Here is a 1194-nt window from a genome sequence, read left to right as displayed (position 1 = left end):
GACCGCTGCGACGACGGTGCTCCGGCCGTCCGTGGTCATGGTCTGGAGAGAGATCCGGGTCGACGTGGGCCCCCGCACAGTGTGGGGTGCCCACGTCGAGAACCGTCTCACCCTGGCCGGGTCCGTCAGTTGACGGCGCGTCGGAAGGCCTCGGCGTCCTCGGGCGAGTAGAAGCGCCTGATCCGGGCGGAGGAGCCGGGGGCGCGGAGGTACTCGTGCAGCGCGGGGTTCCAGAGGCCCCAGGAATCGACCTGGACGGCGTGGGGGCTGGCGGCGTCGATCAGACGGACCTCGTAGGTGCTGGGGGTGTTGGTGCGGACCCAGGCCTGTGCCTGGGCGTAGGAGTAGAAGCGAAGCGGTTCCTCGGCCGGGGGAAGGGCCTTCACCACGTCGGTGGTGGCGCGGTCGCGGATGATCCAGGCCTGGTAGTGGGTGCCGCGCGGCGAGTCGGCGGGGAGGATGGCGTAGCGGTCGCTCATCGACGGGTCGCCACCTGGATGAAGCCGGAGGCCTTCTCCACGCGCTCGGCGAACTCGTTGAACTCGCCTTCGATGGGGGAGATGGTGGCCTTCGAGGGGACGAGGATCGCCCCGGCCTGCCGGTCGGTGATCTGCCGGAAGGCGGCCTGGAGCATGGGCCGGTGCCCGGGCCCACGGACGTCGACCTGGTCGTCGACGACGATGAGGGAGATCCCCCAGTTGAAGGCGTGGGCGTAGGACTCGCAGGTGCTCAAGTCGCGTTCGGGGAAGGCGGAGTCGACCTTGGCCAGGTAGATGACCACCTGGAGCGTGCGCGTGGGGGTGCAGGGGGTGATGGGGGGCATGGCTGTCTCCGTGGTTGCGCATCGCGATCGATGCATCACTTGATGTAGCCATGGTGGCGTGACGGGCGTTAAGATCTCCAGGCCTCAACCTTCACAGTCCTGTCGATTCACAGGGAGGGGAAGCGATGGAGCCCTTCGAGGATGACCCGTCGTCATCTCCGGCGATCCGGTTCGGGAATGAACTCCGCAGGCTGCGCAGGTCCAGAGGGTGGTCGCAGGCGGAAGTGGGTCGGCGCATGGGCTACAGCCACGGTCTGGTGTCGTACGTCGAACGGGCTAATACTCCAGCTGTAGATCGCTCCTGAGCCGCTGGCGGCTACGTTCTCCGTGCCTTGCGTGGCTTGCCCCAGCTGCCGTGTGGTCGGTTTCGG

General features: G+C 67.7%; 3 protein-coding genes. 1 reads left to right on the top strand and 2 read right to left on the bottom strand.

What is annotated here, in order from left to right; genetic code table 11:
- Positions 1 to 125: 125 nt before the first annotated feature.
- Positions 126 to 479, bottom strand: a complete 354-nt coding sequence (locus ABTY61_RS41905; protein ID WP_350510503.1) for a hypothetical protein — start codon at positions 477 to 479, stop codon at positions 126 to 128.
- Positions 476 to 823: a hypothetical protein gene (locus ABTY61_RS41900; RefSeq protein ID WP_350510502.1), complete on the bottom strand. Its 348-nt coding sequence runs from the start codon at positions 821 to 823 to the stop codon at positions 476 to 478. The genes ABTY61_RS41905 and ABTY61_RS41900 overlap by 4 nt, the downstream gene beginning before the upstream one ends.
- Before the next feature lie 125 nt (positions 824 to 948).
- On the opposite strand from ABTY61_RS41900, the gene ABTY61_RS41895 reads away from it, so the two are divergent.
- The gene (locus ABTY61_RS41895; protein ID WP_350510501.1) at positions 949 to 1128 is read left to right on the top strand and encodes a helix-turn-helix domain-containing protein; all 180 of its coding nucleotides are present in this window, start codon (positions 949 to 951) and stop codon (positions 1126 to 1128) included.
- The last annotated feature ends 66 nt before the right edge of the window (positions 1129 to 1194 follow it).

The organism is Kitasatospora sp. NPDC096128 (genome assembly GCF_040303105.1).
In the GTDB taxonomy this organism is placed as follows: Bacteria; Actinomycetota; Actinomycetes; order Streptomycetales; family Streptomycetaceae; genus Kitasatospora.
This window is presented reverse-complemented; position numbering and strand designations above follow the sequence as displayed.